Origin of the sequence: Streptomyces sp. NPDC004539, from assembly GCF_040610055.1 — a bacterium.
Classification (GTDB): Bacteria; Actinomycetota; Actinomycetes; order Streptomycetales; family Streptomycetaceae; genus Streptomyces.
The window spans coordinates 326,776-343,306 of record NZ_JBEXLS010000005.1; the positions used below are offsets into that span (position 1 = coordinate 326,776).

Genomic DNA, 16,531 nt, shown 5'->3' on the forward strand with positions numbered 1-16,531 from the left:
TGGTCGTCCCAGTCATCGTGAGGGAGCCCTCTCAGTAGCCGGATGCTCCGGCCCAAGGTCCCGCCCGCACGGCCGCCCGTCACACCGGGTTCCGCTGGACGGACCGCGGCTCGGGTGCGACAGGCGGTCGTGTGCCGCACCAGTACGCGGTTCAGCGGGCGGCGGCGCAGTCGTACAGCGTCTCGGCGGTGCCCGACCCGCCGTAGGCCGAGGCCGGGACGGCTGAGCAGGACGACCGTGCCCATGCGGTGATCCGGGCGGAGTCCGTCGTACCGGAGTCGGCCCGGCCGGTGCCGGCCAGGAGGTAGCGGAGCGCGCCCGAGCGGACGAGCTGCCGGAATCCGGTCTCCGTCGGGAACGGCACCCTGCCGCTGAACCCGCCCAGCGGCAGGACGTGGGCGCCGGTGGCGAGGATGTACGGGGACGCCGTGCTCCAGTTCGTGGTCGCGAAGACGTACGACGCCGAGCCCTGGCGGGCCCGCGTGTAGGTGAGCAACTCCCGCTGGGGCGTGGTGAGTCCGCCGTCCGATCCGATCCCCCCGAAGCCGGCGGCGCCCGTACCGGCCACGCTCCCGAAGCCGGCCGTCCCCCGGCCGCCCGCACCCCTGCCTGCCGCGCCGCCCGCGCCGCCGAAGCCTCCGGTGCGGGCCGTGTCCCCCGTGCCGCCGCCCCACCGCAGCCGGTCCGGCCGCCCGCCCGCCGTCACGAACGCCCCCGAGGACAGGCCCCGTTCGCCGGAACGCCCGGACGTGCCGCGACCTCCGTACACGCTCGACGGACCGACCGCCCCCATCCCGGTGCTGCGATACGAGGGGTTGAACACCTGCGCCACCCACGCGCCCGGCGCGATCAGCACGGCGGCGAGGGCGGCGGCGAGCCCGGCGAGCGCGAGCCGGCCGCCGGAACGGGCACGGAACCCGCCATCGGCCCGGCCATCAGCCCAGCCATCTGCATGGTCGTCGGCCCGGCCACCCGCACGCAGCCCCACCACCGCCAGCAGCACGACGGCCACCACCCCCAGCATCCCCACCACCGGCGCGACCCACGGCAGAGCCGACCTGAACTCCCCCGCCAGATACGCGCTCCACCCCGCCGTCCCCGCGACGGCCGCCGGCAGCGCCACCGCCCGCCGCCCGCCGGCCCGGCAGGCCCGCCACATCGCGACGGTCCCGCCGCCCGTGAGCGCGGCGAGCGGTACCGCGATCACGCCCATGTAGTACGTGTGCCCGCCCACGCTCCCCGCGCTGAAGACCAGGAAGAACGTGGCGAGCCAGACGCTCCAGAGCAGGAACCCGGCACGGGTCCGGTCGGTGCGGGACCGCCCCCGGCTCCACAGCAGCCCGCAGAACGCGCCGATCGCGGCGAACGGGTACAGCCACCCGGTCTGCGAAGCGAGCGAGGCGCCGAACATCTTGCCCCAGCCGTCCTGCCCGCCGAAGCCGGCACCGCCGCCCGCACCGCCGCCCGCACCGGCACCGGCACGAACACCGGCACCCGTCCCCTCACCCGCATCCGCACGTGCACCCACCCGCGCACCCGCACTCCCCCCGGCCTCCTCCCGGGCACCGCCCCCCGCGCGATGCCCGCCACCCCCCTGCGTCCCGCTCACGCTCCCGGTGGAAGCCGCGCTGATCCCCAACGACGAGAACCGGTTCAGGAAGTTGTACCCGACCACCATGCTGAACGCGGAGTTGTCGGTCGTCCCGTCCACGTACGGCCGGTCCTTCGCCGGCACCAGCGTCACCGCCACCACCCACGACAGCGACACGGCGACCGTCACCACGGCGGCCACCCCGAGGTGAACCGCCCTGCGCCGCAAGGGAATCGGCGCCGAGACCAAGTACACGACCGCCAGCGCGGGCAGCACGGCCCACGCCTCCAGCATCTTGCTCTGGAACCCGACCCCGACCCACACCCCGGCGATCAGCAACGGCCGCAGACGTCCGTCCCGCGCGGCCCGCTGTGTCGCCTCCGCCGCGAGCAGCACGCACAGCGTGAACGCCGGGTCCTCCACCGCCGTGCGGAACAGGCCCACGGAGACCGGTGTCAGCAGGAACGCCGTGCAGGCGACGAGCGCGGCGTCGACGCCCGCCCAGCGGGACACGATCCGGTGCAGGACGAGGAGGCTGATCACGCCCTCGACGACCTGGGGGAGGACCAGGGCCCAGGGGTGGAAGCCGAAGATCCGCGCGGAGAGGGCCTGCGGCCACAGGAACCCGGGGAGTTTGTCGAGCGTGATGGAGTTCCCGGGGTCGAAGGAGCCGTAGAAGAACGCCTTCCAGTTCTCCGACATGCTGCGCGCGGCGTCGGCGTAGAACGCGTGGTACGAGCTGTGGCCGATGCCCCACGTGTAGAGCACGGCGGCGAGCAGGACGAGGGCCAGCAGCGCGGGGCGGGCGTAGGCGGGCTGGCCGGAGGGGGAGCGCCAGGGCGCGCGCCGCGGGGGCACGGTCGGAGCGGGGACTGTCGTTGCCATGCACAGCAGTGTTCGGCACGCCCTGGCCGGGCCCTTCCGAATCACCCGCCTCCAAGGGAATTCTCATCGTCCCGAGGCCGGCCCTTTAATCGCGGGGTCCGCGCTTCAACCTGTGCGGGGGCTTTCATTGCCTGCCGATCGCCAGGACCAGAACCGGACTTGGGATACGGCACTTTCAGGACGTTTCCGCAGAGATCGCCAAGAACAGTCCCAAAGTGGGCTCCGCCGAACCTATGCTCTACACCGCCTGTAGAGAATCTACTCGACACGACCGCACGGCATGACCGCACAACACGACGGAACGAGGAGACATGGCCGAGATCGACCTGAGCAAGGTGCTGGACAAGGCGTGGGCGGACAAGAGCCTCCCGGAGATCATGGCCGCGCCGGTGGCCGCGCTCAAGGGCGTCTCCGACCGGCAGGGCGACCTCCTCCAGGAGGCGTTCGGCATCAAGACCGTCGCCGACCTGGCCTCCCTCAAGTACGCCCGCTGGGCCCAGGCGCTGGCCGACCTCGACACGGCCAAGTGACCTCCACGGCCTGACCTCCACAGTCCGACCCACGGGTCGGGGCAGCCGGACTCCGGCCGCCCTGGCCCGTTTCCGCTGTTGAGAGCGGACGACGGGCGAGCGATCATGATCGGCGGTGAGAAGCCACGCGTGATCGACAAGAGGGGGGTCCCATGTCCGAGCGAGGTCCGCGCCTGCGGGCAGCACTGGAGGAGGTCCCGGCCTACCGGCCGGGCCGGTCGGCGCTGCCGGAGGGCGGCGAGGTGTGGAAGCTGTCGTCCAACGAGAACCCCTTCCCGCCGCTGCCGGGCGTGCTGGACGGCGCCGTCGCCGCGGCGGCCGGTTTCAACCGCTACCCCGACCTGGCGTGCACCGGACTGCGGGAGGAGCTCGCGCGGCGGCTGGACGTGCCCGTGGAGCATCTCGCGACCGGCACCGGATCGGTCGGCGTGACCCAGCAGCTGCTCCAGGCGACGGCGGGTCCGGGGGACGAAGTCCTGTTCGCCTGGCGGTCGTTCGAGGCGTACCCGGTGCTCACGAGCATCGTGGGGGCCCGGTCGGTGAAGGTGCCGCTCGCCCCCGGGGAGGTGCACGACCTGGACGCCATGGCGGACGCGGTGACGAGCCGGACCCGGCTGGTCTTCGTCTGCAACCCCAACAACCCGACCGGAACCCTGGTGCGCCGACCGGCACTTGAGCGTTTCCTCGACCGGATTCCCTCGGACGTCCTGGTCGTCCTGGACGAGGCGTACCTGGAGTTCGTGCGGGACGACGAGTTCCCGGACGGCGTCGAGCTGTACCGGGACCGGCCCAACGTCTGTGTCCTGCGCACCTTTTCGAAGGCGTACGGCCTGGCCGGACTGCGGGTGGGGTACGCGGTGGCGCACGAGCCGGTGGCCGCCGCCCTGCGCAAGACGGCCGTCCCCTTCGGGGTGACGCAGCTCGCCCAGGACGCCGCCGTCGCGTCGCTGCGGGCGGAGTCCGCGATGCGGGAGCGCGTGTCGTCCCTGGTGGCCGAGCGCGACCGGGTGTACGCCGCCCTCGTCGACCAGGGCTGGACCGTCCCCGAGACGCACGCCAACTTCGTCTGGCTGCGCACCGGCGAGCGGACGGACGCGTTCGCGGCGGCGTGCGAGGGCGAAGGGGTGCTGGTGCGGGCGTTCACGGGCGAGGGCGCCCGGGTCAGCGTGGGCAGCGCCTCGGCGAACGACCGCTTCCTGTTCGCGGCGGAGCGGTTCCGCAAAGGGTGAACAGTTGGTCAACTGCCGCCCGGTACGCCCCACTTGGGGACGCCTTGCGGTGAGAACGGTCCTTGATCGTCCGTGACTCCGTGACTACTGTGTGCTCGGTTCGAGGAATTCACTTCCCACGGGGGGCAGTTGATGGCTCACGACACGGGGGCTCGGCCTGCCCCGCCGGGCGGGCTCGGCGGGGCGCGGCGGTGAGGGCTCAGGCTTCGGCGTGGACCGCCGACCGGGACCGGATCGCTCCGCCCAGCATCCACTGTCCGGCGGCGGCGAGCGCGCACAGCGCTCCGCAGGCGTACCAGAGGACGGGCGCGCCGATCTCCAGCAGCCGGGTGCCGCCGAGCGGTGCCGTGAACGCGCCGACGCCCCAGGCCATGCCGTACCAGCCGTTGTACCGGCCGCGCAGGTGCGCGGGCGCGAGATCGGCGACGAGCGCGGCGCCGATCGAGGTGAGGAGCACCTCGCCGACGGTCCACAGCACGACCGCGCCCGCGTAGCCGGGGGTGGTCGAGACCCAGGCCGTCGCCGCGTTCCCGGCGCCCATCAGCAGCATGCCGAGCACCAGCCCGTGCGTGCGGTCGAGCCGGCCGAGCCGGTGGCCGAGCAGGGGCTGGAGCACGACGATCGTCAGACCGTTCAGCGCCATGACGAAGCCGTACGACGACGTCGGCAGTCCGTCCTGGCGCATCGCGAGGGGGAGGGTGGTGAGCGCCTGCATGAACACGAACGCGCACAGCAGCACGATCAGGATGAAGGCGATCATGACCCGGTCCCGCAGGATGTCGGCGCCCCGGCCCTCGGCCTTGCGCGCCGTACGGCCCTCCTCCTCGGGGACGCCGAACCAGACCAGCGCGCCGAATCCGGCGCACGTCAGCGCGTCGATCCAGAAGAGGATCTGGAAGCCGTCGCGTGCGAGCGCGCCGCCGAGCGCCATCGAGAGCGAGAAGCCGAGGTTCACGGCCCACAGCAACAGGCCGAAGGCGCGCGGGCGTTCCTCGGCGGGGACGAGGTCCGCGACGATCGCCTGGGAGGCCGGCCGGAAGAGGTCGGTGACCAGACCGAGCAGGAAGGCGAGGGCGACGATGGCCGCCGTGTGCTGCGCGTAGCCGAGGGCGAGCATGGCGAGACCGGTGGACACCGTGCCTCCGGTGAGCGCCACTCGGCGCCCCCAGCGGTCGGCGATCACTCCGCCGAGCGGCTGGGAGAACACCCCGCCGACGCCCAGCACGGCGAGGACGTAGCCGACCTCTGTGGCGGTGAGGCCCCGGTCCGCGGTCAGGTAGAGCGCGAGGAACGGGTGCACCATCGTGCCGAAACGGTTTATCAGAGTTCCCGACCAAAGAATCCAAAAGGATTTGGGGAACCCGCCGAACCGAGTCCGAATGATCTCCGATGTCCGGCTGGACCGACCGTCTCGCGGTGTCTTGAGTACTGACATGGGTGAGATCTTCGCATCTTTGAAATATTCCGTCGAGTGCCGCCGTGCGACAATGAGTTCAGCATTCGAGACACTCTTGACGTGTCCCTGAAAGCGCGTCGACACTCTTGGTCGCCATCGCAAATGCAGGAGATAGAGGAGGGCGGGTGGGCAGCTTTGCCATGTCCGAAAACAGACGCCATGTAATTCTCGTCGATACGTACGAGACGGCTTCTCACGGGGTGCCGCAGACGGCCCGCCACATAGCTCCCGCATTTCGCCGTGCGGGGGTCGACTGCGTACGCGTCCAGAGTTCTCCGCAGCCGCCGGCCGTCTACCGTTCGGCCAGCCCCACGCTGGAGAACTATTCGGCCAACATCGTGCACGACGGCGATCTCGCGGAGACCGTCAGGGCGCTGCGCCCGTACCGGCCGGTCGCAGTGGTCGCGGGCGGCGAGTACGGGGTGGCGTTCGCCGACGTCCTCGGCGAGGCGCTCGGGCTGCCCGGGAACGGGACGGAGCTGAGCCGGGCGCGGCGCGACAAGGCCGCCATGGCGGAGGCGGTGCGCGCGGCCGGACTGCGGACGGCCCGGCAGCTACGCGCGGAGACCGAGAGCGAGCTGGTCGAGTGGCACGCCAAGCTGGGCGGACGGATCGTCGTCAAGCCGCTGAGCAGCGCGGGCGGGGACGGGGTCGCGTTCTGCGACACCCCCGAGGAGTCGGCGGCGGCGTTCCGCCGGATCGTCGGCTCGGACGACATCTTCTCGGTGCCCAACGCCGCGGTGCTCGCGCAGGAGTACCTGGTGGGCACCGAGTACATCGTGAACACGGCGAGCCTGGACGGGCGGCATCACGCCGCCGAGATCTGGCGCAGCGCGCGGCTGAGCGTGAACGGCATCCGGGATCTCTCCGGGGGCTGTTATCTCGTGCCGCGCGAGGGGGAGGTCCAGGACCGGCTCGTCGAGTACTCCTTCGGGGTGCTGGACGCGCTCGGTGTCAGACACGGGCCGGCCCACGTGGAACTGAAGATGACGCCCGAGGGGCCCTGTCTCATCGAGGCGGGTTCCCGGCTCTCCGGGGCCGATCTGCCGCATTACGCGAGTCTGGCCGCCGGGGAATCGCAGCTCGACTGGGCCGTGGATTCCTATGTGCGGCCGAAAAGATTCGCCGCGCGCCGGGGGCAGCCGTATACGATCGACCAGTTTTTCGCCTGGGTTCCCCTGATATCCCCGGTGGCCGGGCGGCTGAAGAAACTCCGGCACACCGATGACATTCGCGCGCTGGAGAGCTTCCGCGAGATGTGGGAGCTGGCGCGGCCGGGGGCGGAAATAAGACAGACCGTGGACGACACCACGTATCCGGCGATCATCAATCTGATGCACGCCGTGGAAGAAGTCGTCCTGCGGGACATGGAAACCATTCGATATCTCGACGGGGTGGGACTTTATGAACTCGACGGCTCTGCGGACACCGGACCTGCGTGAATCGCCCGCGTTCAGCACGGACGTCGCTCCCGAGCCGCGGTACGCGTCCGTGGCGACGCTCGCGGACGATCCGGCCGGGCTCACGTGCAGTGTGACGGTCGGGATGCGGTGGGCGCGCGGCGGCAGGGCGGGCCGGCTCGCCGGTTATCCCGCCTTCGAGATCGCCGCCGAGCGCGTGAAGGCGGGTGAGCACGACGCGCTGCTGGTGGCGGGGGCGTATCCGGAGATCCGTACGTTCTTCTTCGACCCGGAGCTGCGGGCGGTGGAGGCGTTCGTCAGTCCGCTGCCGGACATGGTGTTCGCGGCGCCCGTGGACGGCGCGTCCGCCGAGCGGTACGACGTGGTGCACTACCACCCGGCCACCACCCGGCTCTTCGAGTCCAGGGTGAGCGCGCTGACGGACGCCGGTCTGCACGCCACGTCCAACAGCGCCGCCTGCCGGGCCGCGTTGGGGAGTTCCTCGCGGGCGGCGGCCATCACGAACCAGACCTGCGCCGACCACTACGGTATGAAGACCCTGGAGGTCCTCTCCGTGGGCACCCCCATGAGTTTCGTCGTCTTCGAGCGCAGGAACTGAGCGCGGGAACCAGCAGGAACTAGCAGGAACAAGTGGTCATGCCTGAAGTACTCCGCACGGTCATCGCAGTGGACAAGTCCCTGGAACCGGGCGCCGTCGCCAACGTGTCCGCGATCGTCATGGGCCAGCTGGCCCGGCTCGAACCGGGGATCTACGCCGACGACGTACGCGACCGCGCGGGCGTGCTGCACGCCGGCATCCGCTTCAACACGGTCGTCCTGAGCGGCCGTACCGGCCATCTCGCCCAACTCGTCGAAGCGGCCTCGGCTCAGGGGCTGCGTCCCGTCGTCTTCACCTCCGAGGGCCGCACCCTGAGCAACAGCTTCGACACCTATCGCGCCCTCGTCACCGACGCCTCCCCCGCGGAACTGGGCATCTGCGCGGTCGGCGTCACCGGCGAGGACACGGCCGTCCGCGCCCTGACCAAACGCTTCAGCGTCTACCGGGGCTGACGGGCCGGTGAGGGGGCCGCCTCCGGGCGACCGGCCCCCTCACCGCCCCCTTACGATCACCGCGTGAGCACTTGGAGACGGAGCCTGGACGCGGCGGGCATACGCGAGGCCGGGCTGCGGCGCGACTACAGCGGCCGGCGACGGACGGTCGCCCGCTTCCGGCGTACGGCGTACATCGCGACACGCCTCCTGCTGCCGCCCTCGACGCTCCCGCACGCCGTGGTCGCGACCGCGTTCATGCACCACGCGGACAACCTCCTGGACACCGGCCCCAAGGACGAGCGCGCGGCGGCCTGGGACGCCTGGGAACGCCGGGTACGGAACGCCCTGCGGACAGGCACGTCCGAGGACCCCCTGCTGCGGGCGATGTCCCACACGGTCACCGTCCGCCCCCGGATGCGGGAGGCCGTCGAGACGTATCTCACCACCGCCGTCGCCGAGTTGGACTTCACCGGCTTCACCGACGAGGCCGACTACCAGACCTACGTCGACGCCTACGTCCTCCCCGCCTTCATGCTGGTCGCCACCCTGGTCGGCCCCGAGGACGACGACCGCGCGTTCCGGGCCGCCTGCCGTACCTTCATCGACGGCAGCCAGCGCCTGGACTTCGTCAACGACCTCGCCGAGGACCTCCAGGAGGGACGGCTCGGCATACCCGCCGACACCCTGGAACGGTTCTGCCTCACCCCCGAGGACATCGCCACGAACAAGTACCCGGACACCGCACGGTCGTTGATCGAGTACGAGACAGCCGCGGCCCGCACCCTCCTCCGACAGGCCGCCGGACTACCCCACTTGGCACCGCCCCCGTTCCGCCCTCTGCTCGGCGCCCTCGTCCGCATCGAGCTGCTGACCGCCGACGCGGCCATGCGCCGCGGCACCCGCCTCCTGCGCGGGCCGGCGAGCCCGTCACCGGCCGGAGCGCTGCGCGTACTGTCCAACGCCCGGCGCGACAGGCGCACTTCACGCTGAGGACGGAAGGCTGACGTGTCGTCGGCGGGACCGCGTCGTTGACCGGGCATGAGTATCCGAACCCTCCGCACCACAGCCGCCGCGCTCGCCTGCGCGCTCCCCTTCCTGCTGGGCGCCGCCGCCCCGTCGTCCGTGCTGCCGGTCGACTACTGTGCCGGCGCCCCGGACGCGAACTACTCACACCCGGGCTGGGACCGGCCCGAGTTGTACGTGGAGTGCCTCAACGGCGCGAGCCGGGTCGACTCCTGTCCGTCGGGCCTGGTCTACAACCCCCGGCCGCGTCCGCTCGGCATGTGCGACTGGCCGGCCTCCACCGACCCGACGCTGAAGGTCTACCCGCCCAACTACCAGCCCTAGCGGAACAGTTCGTCACCGGTACCCGTAGGCGTCCAGGATCGCCCCGTACCGTTCCTCGAAGAGTTTCTCGTGCTCCGGGGTGAAGTGGTCGCGCCATGCGCCGATCCGGCCCCGGTGGAACGAGTAGGAGCGGTCGTTGAAGAGGCTGTCGGCGAGGGCGGCGGGGTCGTGGTCGCCGGCGTCGAGGAAGCGGGCGACGCGCAGGGCGGCGCCGGTCTGGAGTTCGCGGGAGCCGCCGCCCCGGGGGCCGACGAGTTCTTCGAAGGAGACCTTGCAGACGGCGGGGTGGCGCAGGAGCCAGAGGCTGTTCTCGAAGGCGTCGGCGCCGGGGAAGCAGGGGTCGGTGAGGGCGATGGTGAGGCGTTCGCCGAGGGTGGGCGCGTTCTGGAGGATGCCCCGGTAGACGCGGTGGTCCGTGAAGCGGCCGACGTCGCGTCCGCCCGCGTCGGCGAGGAAGTTCACCATGGAGAGCAGGACGTCGCGCGGGTCACGGTAGTTGAGGACGATCCTCGGGGTTCCGGTGTCCAGCCACTCGTCCAGGAAACCCTCGTCGATCCGGCGCGCGTCGAGTCCGTGGAGGAACCAGCAGACCCCCTCGGGGGTATCCGCGAAACGCGCGGGCGTCCGGGCGAGCGCCCGGGAGACCAGCTCCGGCGGCGGCGCCTCCTCGGCGGGCCCGCGCCAGGGCAGGTCCAGCCGTACCCGCCAGGCCGCGTAGTACGCGTCGGCCGCCTCCGCGATCGCGGCGTCGACGACGGCCCGGTCCTCGCTCGTGGTGAGCGCCCGGAGCTCGTCCTCGCCGTACACGGCCGTCAGGACCCGCCACAGCGTGTCCCCCTTGAGCACCGGCCGGACGTCGTCCCCGGCCGAGACCTCCCCGTACAGCGTGTACCCGACCCGGGTCGCCAGTTCCCTCAACACGTGTGTCCCCGCTTTGCGCAGGGACACCACGAGGGCGTGCGGTGCCGCCATGTCGTTCGTCAGCTACAGCGTCCGGGGATGTTGGCGCCGGGCTCGCAGTAGTCCTGGGTGCGGACGACGGTGCCCTGGTCCAGCGCGCCGCGGAAGGCGCTGCTGACGGACGCGGTGTCGGGGGTGGTCGTGGTCGTGGCGGCCGAGGCGGTCGCGGGGATGCCGAGCAGGGTGACGGCGGCGGCGCCCACGGAGAGCGCCAGAGCTGAGGTCCTCATGGGGGGAGACCTTTCGTGGGGGGTGCGCGGGCTCGGGAACCGAGGGCGCGCGGTCATTCAAACACTCAAGTACTGGAACTTTCAAGGGAATCCGGACTCCACGCCGCCGCCCCACCGTTCGCCGCCCGCGCCAGCCGCCCGCACCAGTCTCCCGAGCGTCCGCGCATCCCCCAGCAACGGCCCGTCGAACTCCCGGGACCCCGTACTCACCGCGTCCAGCACCCGCCCCAGAAACACCGCCATGCTGTCGGCGGGCGGCACCCGCACCACCCGCTCCCCGCCCCCGTCCCGCACCCTCACCTCCGTCTCCAGGCCGGGCGGCATCGAGAACGGCCGCCGCACATCGACGACTTGACGCCCGCCGAGCAGCTGAAGGGTGTTCTGGTACACCCCGGTGAACCCGAAGTGCCCGACGACGCTCCGCCCCTGCGCGTACCGGGCCAGCACGCTGTACGACAGCACGAGCCCACCCTCCCGCTCCCCCACCACGACGCTCACCTCCTCCGGCTCCAGCCCCCACAACACCCGCCCCAGCGAGGCGAGATAGGGCCCGGTGTCGAGCAACGCCCCGCCTCCGCGCACCGGATCGTGCCGGAAGTCGTCCACCGGGACCGGCGGCGTGAACACGGCCACGACCTGCCGGGTGTCCGCCGCGAACCCCTCGACGACCCGGAACACCGGGTGGAACGAGTAACAGGTCGCCTCCGCGAGCACCACCCCCGAACGCCGCGCCGACTCCACGGTCCCGGCGTCGACGCAGGCCGGCTTGTCGACCACCACATGCCACCCCCTCTCCACCAACTCCCGTACGACGACGCCGTGTTCACCGTTCTCCAGCGACACGTACGCCAGCCCCGGCGCGCACACCTCCACCGCCGCACGCCAGTCACCGTAGAGGTCCCGCGCCTTGACGACACCGGCCAGGTCCCCCGGCGTCGCGTGCCGGCTCGCGACGTCGACAGCGGTGATCCCCGGCAGGGACGCGACGGCGGGCAGCACCCGGCGCCGGGCGAACCGGGAGAACCCGATCAGCAGCAACTCCACGCCCTCACCCATAGATCCGCCCGGCCACGGCGGCCTTCGCGTCCCGCAGCTCCCGCAGCCGCCCGGCCTCGTACCCACCGCCCACCGGCCGCTCAGGGATCTCCCCCCGCTCCAGCAGCCGCCACCCGGAACCCCCGTCGATCAGCGACCGGTGCTTCGTGCCGTAGTAGTCGGGCCGCACGTCCAACGCCACCCCCACCGCCCCCGCCGCCGCGGCCACCAGATGCGGATGGAACCGCGTGCTGATCCAGCACTGTCCGGCCCGCGCGGGCAGCCCCCGGGCGAGGACGTCGTCGAGGGAGTACCGGCGCACGACGGGCAGCGACTCCTCGGCCAGCGCGAGCACTTCACGGTCGATGTCCGGCGAGCACTCCAGCAGCCCCACCTCCCTCACGCCCCACACGCGCAGCACCTCCGCGACCCACCGCACGGTCTCCCCCGCCGCCCCCTCCGCCGTCAGCGACTGCACACTCACCATCACCTCCGGCACCTCCTCCCCCACCCGCAGCAGACGCGCCCCGAACCCGAGAAACACGTCGTCCGCCAGGACGGCGTCCTCGGCGACCCCGGCGTACGACGCGGACGGCGCGTCCCGCACGTCCACGACGTCGAACCGGTCCAGCAGGGACCGCACGAGCCCGCCCCCCTCGACAGGCGGCCACAGCCCCTGCCCGGTCGCGGCGATCCGCGCGCCACCGCTCTCGCCCCCGGCGACGATCCCCGCCAGCAGCCCGCTGAAGACGGGCCAGAGCCCGTTGAGGAACCCCCCGCCCGCCAGATGGATCACCCGCGCCCCGTCCAGCCCGCCCGCCGCCTTCTCCGCGACCCGCGCGCAGACGACCGCCGGATCGTCCTCACCCCACTGGCTCAGACAGAGCTGCCACAGGACGTTCGTGAACCGGGCACGCGGATGGATGCCGGTGAGCCGGGCGGCGGCGTTCTCGGGATACAGGCAGTCGACGACGACGTCCGTGTCCGGGGCCCGCTCGGCGAGGTACCGCAGCCACGTCGCCGCGATCAGCTCGTCCCCGTAGTTGGGGATGCCCGCCGCGCACACGAGGTGGTGGGCGCCGCTCATGAGCCGAGGTGGATCGCGGCGAGTTCCTCCAGCCGGGACACGCAGTGCGTCGGCGGAGGGTCGGCCATCAGGTCGTCGTACAGCCGCTCCGCGCCCTCCCAGAACCCGGGTTCTTCGAGGACCCGCAGGAGCGCCTCGCAGAGCGTCCCCCCGTCGAGCCCGTCGAGTTCGAGGGCGAGCCCCGCCCCGTACGCCACCACCTGCCGCGCGGTCGCCGTCTCGTCCCACAGCGGCTGCGGGACGACGATCTGCGGCACCCGGCAGGCGGCAGCGGCGGCGAACGTGCCCCGCCCGCCCTGGTGGACGATGGCCGCACAGCTCGGCAAAAGCTGCTCGAACGGAACGTATCCGACAGCGTGCACGTTGTCGGGGAGAGGGCCGAGTTCGCCGGTGAGAGTGAGAAGGAGGTCGGCGTCCAGACCGGCGGCGGCGTCGAGGAAGTCGCGCAGGGGAAAGGCGCTTCCGGGCAGGCGGACCTCCTGGCGGGTCATGCCGAGGGTGACGACGACCCGGGGCCGGACCCGGGGTTCGTGGAGCCAGGGCGCGTACTCGGCCGGACCGCCGTAGGGGATGCGGCGGACGGGGACGGTCGGGCCGTGGGCGGGGTAGGGATGGGGGCGGCTGAGGTCGACGGACCAGTCGCCCAGCAGGGTCCGTTCGGTGAACTCCAGCCCGTACGGGGCGAGAAGCGGCGCGAGCCACCGCGCGCCCGGGTCGCCGGGCGACGCGGCGCGCAGGCGGGCGCGGAGCATGGCGACGGTGTCGGCGCCCCAGACGAGCCGGGCGTGGGCGGCGCCGCAGGTCCGGGCGGCGACGGGGGCGGGGAACATGAGCATGTCCCACAGCACCAGGTCGGGCTTCCAGGCGCCGGTGAAGGCGACCAGTTTCCGCAGCAGGCCGTGCCGTTCACCGAGCGGGACGTCCGGCGCGTACACCTGCGTGCACAGGAAGCGCACCGCCTCGTGGAAGCGGTCCCAGTGCGCCGCGTCCGGGTCGTCCGGGTCCAGCGCGAGGAACCCGGACTCGTTGTGGTCCCCCGGCCGCACCGGCGAGATGTCGCCCTCGCCGCCGAGCGGTACGGCGGTCAGGCCCGCCTGCGCGATGTGCCGGGCGGCGTCCCGCTCGGGCCCCCAGTCGGCGGTGACGACGATCTCGTGACCGGCGCCGCGCAGCGCCCAGGCGAGCGGGATCACCGCGTTGAGGTGCGCTTTCACGGGCAGGACGGCGACGACGATGCGCATCTCGGGGTTCTCCGTTGCGGTGCGGCCTGATCGGGCTCCCCCGACCTTTCCCGGGCCCGCGTCCGATCGCGCATTCGATTAGGCCGGTCGAGTTCACATCGGGGACGGCACTGCGACACACGGGTTACAAGTCCGCTCCGCCGGGGTCCGCGCGCGCCGGACGGAGAACGGATGGGGTGGACGAGAGGAGCGTGGACCATGACCGCACCCATGACCCGGGTGGCCGTCGTCGGAGCCGGATTCCTGGGCGGTGCCCTCGCGGTGGGGGCCGGGCACCGCGGCTGGGACGTCACCGCGATCGGGCGTTCCGATCCGTACGCGCTCAGCGAGCGGCCCTCCCCGAGGTTCGTACTCGGCGGCGGGGCCGAGGAGTTGCCGGCCGTGCTGGGCCGGGGTGTCGACGCCGTCGTGGTGGCGGCGGGGGGCCGGTTCCCGGTGCCGTCGGCGGACGAGCCGGAGGCGGACGTCGTGGAGACGCTGTCGCTGATCGTGGGCGTCTGCGAGGCGGTACGCGCCCTCAGCCCCGCCACCCGGATCGTGTTCCTGTCCTCGGCGGGCGGCGTCTACGCCCCCGGCCCCGACCCGCGCACGGAGTCCCATCCCGCCCGCCCCGTCTCCCCGTACGGCATGTCGCGGCTGGTGGCGGAGGAGTACCTGGCCTTCTACCGCCGGGTCCACGGCCTGCCGTGCACGGCGCTGCGCTGCTCCAACGTGTACGGGCGGCTGCTCCCGGAGTCGCGCGGCCAGGGCGTGGTGTCGGCGGCGTTCCGCTGCGCGCTCACCGGCAAGCCGTTCGTCCTGCACGGCACCGGGGCGCAGCGCCGGGACTTCCTGCACGTGGACGACTTCACGCGGGCCGTCCTCGATCTGCTGGCGCTGCCCGGGGAGCTGCCCTCGACGGTCAACGTCGGCTCGGGCGTGGGGTGTTCGATCGCGGAGGTGGTCGACCTGGTGTCGACGGCGACGGAGCGGCACTTCCCGGTGGAGCCGGGGCCGAGCGCCGGCACCGACACGGGGAGCCTCGTGGTGGACGCGTCGCTGCTGCGCTCCCTCGTGGGGTTCGCGCCGCTGCATCCGGCGGCGGGCCTCGCCCTGATGGCGCGCGCCCTGCGGAAGGAGTCCGCGGCATGTCCGTCCTGATCACCGGCGCCCGGGACTTCCTGTCCTCGGCGCGCACCGCCGAGACCCCGCTCACCCCGGACCCGGAGGCGTTCCTGCGCGAGCGGGCCGCCGCGTCCTCGTTCCGGGTGGAGCAGATCCCGCTGGACTCGCTCACGGACTGGCGTCTCGGGGAGCACCTCGGGCACGCCTCGGGGCGTTTCTTCACGGTCGAGGGGCTGGCCGTGCGCACCACGTTCGGTACGACGCCGCGGTGGTGCCAGCCGATCATCGTGCAGCCCGACATCGGAATCCTGGGGATTCTGGTGAAGCGCATCGACGGCGTCCTGCACTTCCTGATGCAGGCGAAGATGGAGCCGGGGAACACCGCGCTGGTGCAGTACTCGGCGACGGTGCAGGCGACGCCGAGCAACTACGAGCGGGTGCACGGCGGTCGGGCGACGCCGTATCTCGACTACTTCCTGCGGCCGGGCGGCCGGGCCGTCGTCTTCGACCATCTGCTGTCGGAGCATTCCTCCTGGTACCTGTACAAGCGCAACCGGAACATGATCGTGGAGATCCCGCCGGACGAGGAGGTGCCGGTCGGGGAGGAGTTCACCTGGCTGACGCTGGGCCAGCTGCGGCGGATGCTCGCGCTGGGCGACCGGGTGAACATGAACGCGCGGACCGTCCTGTCGTCGATCACGTACGCGTCGTCGGGCACTTGGGCTGACGACGACGTCGTCGTGTCGCATCAGCGGCAGACCTCGGACGGTGACGTGGCCTCGGCGATGACGTGGCTCATCGACCAGAAGGCGCGGTTCGAACTCGACGTGCGGCGCACGAGTCTGCGGGCCATGCCGGGCTGGGTGTGCGACGGGCACAGTGTGCGGCACGCCGAGGGCCGGTACTTCCAGATCATCGGTCTGTCGGTGGGGGCGACGAGCCGTGAGGTGGCGTCCTGGACGCAGCCGATGCTGCGGCCGAACCCGGGCAACGTCGCCGCGTTCGTCTGCCAGCTCCGGGAGGGCACGCTCCAGTTCCTGGTGCAGGCGATGGCCCAGCCGGGGGCGACCGACCGGGTGGAGCTGGCGCCGACGGTGCAGCTGACGCCGGGCAGCTACCGGGGGCTGGAGGATCTGCCGCCGCTGGCGGGCCTGTTGGAGGGCGATCCGGCGTGGCGGGTCGTGGACTCGGTGCAGTCGGAGGACGGCGGCCGGTTCCAGAACGCCGACACCCGGCATCTGGTGGTGCGGGTCCCGGAGGGCCTGGCGGTCGACGCGCCGCCCAACTACCGGTGGATGTCCCTGGGGTTGCTCAACCGGCTGATGCGCCTCGGCTACTACCTGAACGTCGAGGCGCGCAGCCTGATGGCCTGCCTGCTGTGAG

The 16,531-nt window shown here is 72.2% G+C and carries 16 protein-coding genes; 9 read left to right on the forward strand and 7 right to left on the reverse strand.

The features are described 5' to 3' along the window. Positions 1–151 precede the first annotated feature (151 nt). Entirely contained in the window at positions 152–2,476 is a 2,325-nt protein-coding gene (locus ABZX85_RS13235) for a glycosyltransferase family 39 protein (protein ID WP_355866166.1), read from the reverse strand. 311 nt (positions 2,477–2,787) lie between these two features. On the opposite strand from ABZX85_RS13235, the gene ABZX85_RS13240 reads away from it, so the two are divergent. Further along, positions 2,788–3,006: a hypothetical protein gene (locus ABZX85_RS13240; protein WP_355866169.1), complete on the forward strand. Its 219-nt coding sequence runs from the start codon at positions 2,788–2,790 to the stop codon at positions 3,004–3,006. 152 nt (positions 3,007–3,158) lie between these two features. After that, positions 3,159–4,235, forward strand: a complete 1,077-nt coding sequence (gene hisC, locus ABZX85_RS13245; protein ID WP_355866172.1) for a histidinol-phosphate transaminase — start codon at positions 3,159–3,161, stop codon at positions 4,233–4,235. Between the two features lie 199 nt (positions 4,236–4,434). Here the strand turns inward: hisC and ABZX85_RS13250 are convergent, their stop codons facing one another. Further along, complete coding sequence (locus ABZX85_RS13250) at positions 4,435–5,925, reverse strand: MFS transporter (protein WP_355866175.1); 1,491 nt, start codon at positions 5,923–5,925, stop codon at positions 4,435–4,437. Between ABZX85_RS13250 and ABZX85_RS13255 the strand changes: the two genes are divergently transcribed. From ABZX85_RS13255 to ABZX85_RS13275, 5 genes are all read left to right on the forward strand, one after another. Beyond that, entirely contained in the window at positions 5,832–7,133 is a 1,302-nt protein-coding gene (locus tag ABZX85_RS13255; RefSeq protein ID WP_355866178.1) for an ATP-grasp domain-containing protein, read from the forward strand. The two genes, ABZX85_RS13250 and ABZX85_RS13255, sit on opposite strands and share 94 nt — an antisense overlap. Next, entirely contained in the window at positions 7,096–7,710 is a 615-nt protein-coding gene (locus ABZX85_RS13260; protein ID WP_355866180.1) for a hypothetical protein, read from the forward strand. Before ABZX85_RS13255 ends, ABZX85_RS13260 begins: the two co-directional genes overlap by 38 nt. A gap of 38 nt (positions 7,711–7,748) precedes the next feature. Then, a complete protein-coding gene (locus ABZX85_RS13265; RefSeq protein WP_355866183.1) occupies positions 7,749–8,162 on the forward strand; it encodes a DUF2000 family protein in 414 nt (137 codons plus the stop codon). A 63-nt stretch (positions 8,163–8,225) separates the two neighbouring features. Beyond that, positions 8,226–9,134 (forward strand): squalene/phytoene synthase family protein, encoded by a 909-nt coding sequence (locus ABZX85_RS13270; RefSeq protein WP_355866186.1) that lies wholly within the window; start codon positions 8,226–8,228, stop codon positions 9,132–9,134. 48 nt (positions 9,135–9,182) lie between these two features. Beyond that, entirely contained in the window at positions 9,183–9,491 is a 309-nt protein-coding gene (locus tag ABZX85_RS13275) for a carbohydrate-binding module family 14 protein (protein ID WP_355866189.1), read from the forward strand. Positions 9,492–9,503: 12 nt separating this feature from the next. On the opposite strand, the gene ABZX85_RS13280 is transcribed toward ABZX85_RS13275, so the two are convergent. The 5 genes from ABZX85_RS13280 to ABZX85_RS13300 all read right to left on the reverse strand — a co-directional run bounded on the left by ABZX85_RS13280 (position 9,504) and on the right by ABZX85_RS13300 (position 14,044). After that, positions 9,504–10,463 (reverse strand): hypothetical protein, encoded by a 960-nt coding sequence (locus ABZX85_RS13280; RefSeq protein ID WP_355866192.1) that lies wholly within the window; start codon positions 10,461–10,463, stop codon positions 9,504–9,506. A gap of 8 nt (positions 10,464–10,471) precedes the next feature. Continuing rightward, positions 10,472–10,681: a hypothetical protein gene (locus tag ABZX85_RS13285; RefSeq protein ID WP_355866195.1), complete on the reverse strand. Its 210-nt coding sequence runs from the start codon at positions 10,679–10,681 to the stop codon at positions 10,472–10,474. An 81-nt stretch (positions 10,682–10,762) separates the two neighbouring features. Further along, positions 10,763–11,725, reverse strand: a complete 963-nt coding sequence (locus ABZX85_RS13290) for a Gfo/Idh/MocA family oxidoreductase (protein ID WP_355866198.1) — start codon at positions 11,723–11,725, stop codon at positions 10,763–10,765. A 4-nt stretch (positions 11,726–11,729) separates the two neighbouring features. Next, positions 11,730–12,803: a polysaccharide pyruvyl transferase family protein gene (locus tag ABZX85_RS13295; RefSeq protein ID WP_355866201.1), complete on the reverse strand. Its 1,074-nt coding sequence runs from the start codon at positions 12,801–12,803 to the stop codon at positions 11,730–11,732. After that, positions 12,800–14,044 carry a nucleotide disphospho-sugar-binding domain-containing protein gene (locus ABZX85_RS13300; RefSeq protein ID WP_355866204.1) on the reverse strand — a complete coding sequence of 415 codons (1,245 nt, stop codon included), beginning with the start codon at positions 14,042–14,044 and terminating at the stop codon, positions 12,800–12,802. The genes ABZX85_RS13295 and ABZX85_RS13300 overlap by 4 nt, the downstream gene beginning before the upstream one ends. A 198-nt stretch (positions 14,045–14,242) precedes the next feature. Here ABZX85_RS13300 and ABZX85_RS13305 point away from each other — a divergent pair, with 198 nt between their 5' ends. Beyond that, entirely contained in the window at positions 14,243–15,184 is a 942-nt protein-coding gene (locus ABZX85_RS13305; RefSeq protein ID WP_355866207.1) for an NAD-dependent epimerase/dehydratase family protein, read from the forward strand. Then, a complete protein-coding gene (locus ABZX85_RS13310; RefSeq protein WP_355866210.1) occupies positions 15,172–16,530 on the forward strand; it encodes an NDP-hexose 2,3-dehydratase family protein in 1,359 nt (452 codons plus the stop codon). The genes ABZX85_RS13305 and ABZX85_RS13310 overlap by 13 nt, the downstream gene beginning before the upstream one ends. Position 16,531 lies beyond the last annotated feature (1 nt).